This window comes from Pseudomonas sp. (genome assembly GCF_049645325.1).
Classification (GTDB): Bacteria; Pseudomonadota; Gammaproteobacteria; order Pseudomonadales; family Pseudomonadaceae; genus Aquipseudomonas.
Window position 1 is genome coordinate 1 of record NZ_JBARTQ010000343.1, and the last position, 5,787, is coordinate 5,787.

Below are 5,787 nucleotides of genomic sequence, written 5' to 3' on the forward strand. Positions count from 1 at the left end.
GTTGCCAACCGCTCGCCGCGAGGTCCTCGTTTGAAAGCTGCCATCGTCAAAAAATACCGCCTGATCATCAAGACCATGGGCTATGTGGGCTGGGCGTTGTTCTGGCTGTTGTTGTGGGATGTCGCCGTCACGGTGGATTTCATGCTGTTTCTCACCACCAAGATCAACCTGCCGCTGATGCCCCTGACCCTGCTGGGTTCGGCGCTGGTGGTGCTGATCAGTTTTCGCAACAGCAGCGCCTACAACCGCTGGTGGGAAGCGCGCACGCTGTGGGGTGCGATGGTCAACAACTCGCGCAGTTTTGCCCGGCAGGTGCTGACCTTGCTCGACGACCCGGACGGCGAGGTGAACCCGATCAAGTCGACCCTGCTGCGCCGCCACGTGGCCTATGTGAACTGCCTGGCGGCGCACCTCAAGGGCCAACCGTGCCCGGATGAAGTGCGCGCGTTTATCCCCACCGAAGAATTTGCCCGCAACGGCGCCACCAACAACTTTGCCAACGACATCCTGACCGGCTCCGCCACGTTGTTGGCCAGGGAATACAAGGCCGGGCATCTGGACAGCATCCGCCTGGCACGCCTGGAGTCGACGCTGGTTGACCTCTCCAACGCCCAGGGCGGCATGGAGCGTATCGCCAATACGCCATTGCCCTACCCTTACGTGTACTTCCCGCGATTGTTTATCTCGTTGTTCTGCCTGATCGTGCCGGTGGGCCTGGTGGAATCCCTGGGCTGGTTCACGCCGCTGGCGTCCACGGTGGTCGGCTTTATGCTGCTGGCCATCGAACGCATCGGCACCGACCTGCAAAGCCCGTTTCACTCCAGCGAGCACCAGATCCAGATGGAAACCATCTGCGAAACCATCGAGAAGAACCTGCAGTCGATGCAGCGGGATGCCTTGGCGTGATTCAGGGTGCCTGCACACGCTCTAGCCGCGCAGCCACGCCCACCGCGCCCGTTCATCGGCCAGGTGCCGGGCGAACTGCGTCGGCGTGCCGGCCATGGCTTCAATACCGTTTTCGCTGAGCAGCGCTTGGGGCTGCGGGGCTTTTAACGCGGCGGCGATAGCCCCGTTCAACACGGCGACGGCCGCCGGTGCGGTGCCCTTGGGCGCGACAAAACCCAGCCAGTTGTTCAGCGCATAACCGCTCAGGCCGGCCTCTTCCAGGGTGGGCACGTCGGGCAGCGCCGCAGACCGTTGCGCCGTGGTGACGGCCAGTGCCCGCAGGGTGCCTGTGCGAACTTCTGGCAGCATGGTTGCGGCGTTGTTGAAGCTCAGGTCGAGACCGCCCTGCGCCAGGGCCACGTAGAGTTCGCGGGTATCCGGATACGCCTGGTGCACCAGCGTTACGCCGGTGAGTTTCTCGAACAGCAACCCCGCCAGGTACGGCGCGCTGCCGACGCCTGAACTGCCATAGGTCAGGGTCTGCTTCAGGCCCAGCTCGATCAGCGCTTGTACACTCGTCACCGGCAAGCGCGTGCCGAGCACCAGCGGCGAGCGCGTTGCCAGGCAGACCGGTTCGAAATCCAGCAACGGGTCATAACCCAGGTCAGTGCGCAGGTTAGGGTTGATGGCATGGGTGCCAAAGGTCGCAACGAGCAAGGTATTGCCGTCCGCCGGGCTGGCGATCAGGGCGCGGGCGGCTTTTGCGCCGAGTTCGCCGGGCATCAGTTCGATCTGGATCGGGCGGTCCAGGGCCGCCGAGAGCGCCAGGGCCATGCTGTTGAGCAGGTCGTCGGAGGCGCTGCGCGGGGAAAAACCGATCAGGACGCGCAGGGGCGTGGGTGAACTCATGGTGGAACCTCGAAGGCACGAATCCGGCGATTCTAAACCTCAAAACCCTCCAGGCTGAAAGTACGCTGACGCAGCGCGGCATTTGACCACGCCCCATCATCGCAGCACCTGTAATAGTCTATTGCAGGACTCTAATGTACTAACTAGTTACTTATCTTGCTAACATTCGACCTTTAGTCACTCACCTTCGAGTCCTGTCGACATGAAACGAGCATCCCGCGCCGCTGGCGCCTCTAGATATCTCCTGCTGGGCCTGGGCGTTGTCATCGCCCTGCTCGGCGTGGCCCTGGCCGTTGGCGGCGCCAAACTGGTCAGCCTCGGCGGTTCCTGGTACTTCCTGATCGGCGGCGTGGCCATGGCCGTGTCCGGGGTATTGATTGCCCGGCGCAAACCGGCGGGCGCGTGGCTGTTTGCAGCGTTCCTGGTCGGCACGGCCGTGTGGGCAATCGCGGACGTAGGCCTGGTGTTCTGGCCGCTGTTCTCGCGGCTGTTCATGTTCGCGGCCATCGGGATGGTGGTGGCGCTGGTTTACCCGCTGCTGGTGGGCAAGCCTGCGCGCGGTGCGTATGGCGTTGCCACCGTGTTGGCGGTGGGCGTGGCTGTCGCGGCGGGCAACATGTTTGTCGCCCACCCAAGCCTGGCCCCTACGGGCGCCGGCCCTGGCATCACCCCGGTCGCCGCTGCCGGCGCGCAGAAGGATTGGGCGCACTACGGCAATACCGAAGGCGGCAGCCGTTTCGCGGCGCTGGACCAGATCAACCGCGACACCGTCAATAAACTCAAGGTGGCGTGGACCTACCACACCGGCGACGTCGCCATCAGCGACGGCAACGGCGCCGAAGACCAGCTGACCCCGCTGCAGATCGGCAACAAAGTGTTCATCTGCACGCCCCACAACAACCTGATCGCGCTGGATGCCGACACCGGCAAAGAGCTGTGGAAGAACGAGGTCAACGCCAAGTCGGCGGTGTGGCAGCGTTGCCGGGGCATGGCGTATTTCGACGCCACCGCGCCGCTTGCCCAGCCGACCCAGCCCAACAGCTCGCCGATCATTGCCGCCAGCGTGCCAGCCGGTGCGCAGTGCCAGCGTCGCCTGCTGACCAACACCATTGATGCGCGCCTGATCGCCGTGGATGCCGACACCGGCAAATTCTGCGAAGACTTCGGCACCCACGGCCAGGTTGATTTGAAAGCCGGCCTGGGCGATGTACCGGACAGCTACTACCAGCTGTCTTCGGCGCCATTGATCGCCGGCACCACCGTCGTCGTCGGCGGGCGCGTTGCCGACAACGTCCAGACCGACATGCCAGGCGGCGTGATCCGTGGCTTCGACGTGATCAGCGGCCAAATGCGCTGGGCCTTCGACCCGGGCAACCCGCAAGACAAACAAGCCCCGACCGGCGACAAGACCTACGTGCGCAGCACCCCGAACAGCTGGGCGCCGATGTCGTATGACCCGCTGATGAACACGGTCTTCCTGCCGATGGGCAGCTCGTCCACCGACATCTACGGCGTGGAACGCACCCAGCTGAACCACAAATACGGGGCTTCGGTGCTGGCGCTGGATGCCTCCACCGGCGCGGAAAAGTGGGTGTACCAGACCGTCCACAACGACCTGTGGGACTTCGACCTGCCGATGCAGCCGAGCCTGATCGACTTCACCCCACCGGGCAGCGACAAAGCAGTACCCGCGGTGGTGATCGGCACCAAGGCCGGGCAGATTTATGTGCTCGACCGCGCCACCGGCAAGCCGCTGACCGACGTCAAGGAAGTGCCGGTCAAGGCCTCGAACATCCCCAATGAACCCTACTCCCTGACCCAGCCAAAATCGGTCGGCATGCCGCAGATCGGCGCGCAGACCCTGACCGAGTCGGACATGTGGGGCGCCACGCCGTTCGACCAGTTGCTGTGCCGCATCGACTTCAAGGGCATGCGCTACGAAGGCCTGTACACCGCGCCGGGTACCGATAAATCGCTGAGTTTCCCGGGCTCCCTGGGTGGCATGAACTGGGGCAGTATCTCCACCGACCCGGTGCACGGTTTTATCTTCGTCAATGACATGCGCCTGGGCTTGTGGAGCCAGATGGTGCCGTCGCAGAACAAGGCCCAGGCCTCGTCCGGTGGCGAAGCGCTGAACACCGGCATGGGCGCCGTGCCGCTCAAGGGCACGCCGTATGCGGTGAACAAAAACCGCTTCCTGTCGGTTGCCGGCATTCCGTGCCAGGCACCGCCGTTCGGCACCCTGACCGCCATCGACATGAAGACCCAGAAGATCGCCTGGCAAGTGCCGGTCGGCACGGTTGAAGACACCGGCCCGCTGGGCATTCGCATGCACCTGCCGATCAAGATTGGCCTGCCGACCCTCGGCGGCACGCTGTCGACCCAAGGCGGCCTGATCTTTATCGCCGGCACCCAGGACTTCTACCTGCGCGCCTTCAACAGCGGCAACGGCGATGAAGTGTGGGAAGCCCGCCTGCCCGTGGGCAGCCAGGGCGGCCCGATGACCTACGTGTCGCCGAAAACCGGCAAGCAGTACATCGTCATCACCGCCGGTGGCGCGCGCCAGTCCACTGACCGTGGCGACTACGTCATCGCCTACGCCCTGCCGTAACCCTTGTTTGCGCGGTGCCTGCCCCCGGCGCCGCGCATTTTTAACTGGAAGATCACGCATGACCCCCGCTTCTCACTTCTTACCCCACAGCCTGTTCGGGCGCCTCGTCCTGGGCCTGGCCTTTGGTGCCGCCCTGCCCGTCCAGGCGGACGACAGCACCCTGACCGGCGACTGGGGCGGCCTGCGCCGTGAACTCGACGAACAAGGCATCCGCTTTACCGGCGATTACAGCGGCGAAACCGCCTACAACGCCGACGGCGGCCAGCACCGTGCGGCGCGCTATTCGCAGAACCTCAAGCTCGGTGTGCAGTTCGACCTGGGCAAGCTCTACGGCTTCAACAATGGCGACCGCATTCAGTTGACCATCAACGACCGTCGCGGCAACAGCGCCTCCGAGGACCTGGTGGGCAACCGCCTGCCGATCCAGGAAAACTACGGCGGCCTCTACACCCGCCTCACCGAGCTGAGTTACGAGCGCACGCTGTTCACCCCGGCGCTGAACATCAAGCTCGGCTACATGGCCATGGGCAACGACCTCGGCGGCCTCGACAGCGGCATTCTGTGCAACTTCATGAACGCCGGCTTCTGCGGGCACCCGCTGAACATGTCCGGCGGCAGCGGCTGGGCCAACTACCCGAATGCGCGCTTGGGCGCGCGGGTGAAGTACGACTTTTCGCCGCAGTGGCAATTGCGTGTGGCGGCGTTCAATGTCGACCCGGAAAGTAACGGCAACTCCAGCCGCGCCTGGCACCTGGGCCCCAAACACACCACCGGCACCGTGGTGCCGATCGAGTTGGTGTACAAACACGCGGGCCCGCTGCCGGGTGAATACAAGCTCGGGTACTACTACGACAGCTCCGACGTGAAACGCATCGGCAGCGACAAGACCGTCAGCGGGCGTGGCGGTCATTACCTGCTGGTCGACCAGGCCGTGTGGGCGTCCAGCGCCTCCGCCGGCCGTGTGCTGCACGCCTTCGGCCAATATTCGGCCGCCAGCGAAGCCGCCTCGCCGTTCAGCAAGTGGTATGGCGCGGGCGTGGTGCTGTACAAACCGTTCGACGGTCGCCCCCGCGACACGGTTGCCCTGGGTTATGGCCGCGCCGTGCCGAACCCGCGCAGCCGTGATGTGCAGGAACTGGCGGCGTTCAATGCCGGTACGGATTACCCCAACCTGAATAACGCCGAGCAGTTGATCGAACTGAGTTATGGCTACCAGGCCACGCCATGGCTAACGTTGCGCCCGGATGTGCAATACATCATCGAGCCGGGGGCCTTTTCCGGTGACAACATCGACAATGCGCTGGTGCTAGGCCTACAGGTCAAAGCCGTGTTCTAAGCGGCTGAAACGCGGTCAAGAAATGTGGGAGCGGGCTTGCTCGCGA

General features: G+C 64.1%; 4 protein-coding genes. 3 read left to right on the top strand and 1 reads right to left on the bottom strand.

Going from position 1 to position 5,787, the window contains the following annotated elements:
- Nucleotides 1-30: 30 nt before the first annotated feature.
- Entirely contained in the window at nt 31-906 is an 876-nt protein-coding gene (locus WBB95_RS15355; RefSeq protein WP_424488364.1) for a bestrophin family protein, read from the top strand.
- Between the two features lie 21 nt (nt 907-927).
- Here WBB95_RS15355 and WBB95_RS15360 read toward each other — a convergent pair whose 3' ends face one another.
- Nucleotides 928-1,794 (bottom strand): Bug family tripartite tricarboxylate transporter substrate binding protein, encoded by an 867-nt coding sequence (locus WBB95_RS15360; RefSeq protein ID WP_424488361.1) that lies wholly within the window; start codon nt 1,792-1,794, stop codon nt 928-930.
- A gap of 202 nt (nt 1,795-1,996) precedes the next feature.
- On the opposite strand from WBB95_RS15360, the gene WBB95_RS15365 reads away from it, so the two are divergent.
- Complete coding sequence (locus WBB95_RS15365) at nt 1,997-4,405, top strand: glucose/quinate/shikimate family membrane-bound PQQ-dependent dehydrogenase (protein ID WP_424488362.1); 2,409 nt, start codon at nt 1,997-1,999, stop codon at nt 4,403-4,405.
- Between the two features lie 58 nt (nt 4,406-4,463).
- Nucleotides 4,464-5,741 (top strand): carbohydrate porin, encoded by a 1,278-nt coding sequence (locus tag WBB95_RS15370; RefSeq protein WP_424488363.1) that lies wholly within the window; start codon nt 4,464-4,466, stop codon nt 5,739-5,741.
- The last annotated feature ends 46 nt before the right edge of the window (nt 5,742-5,787 follow it).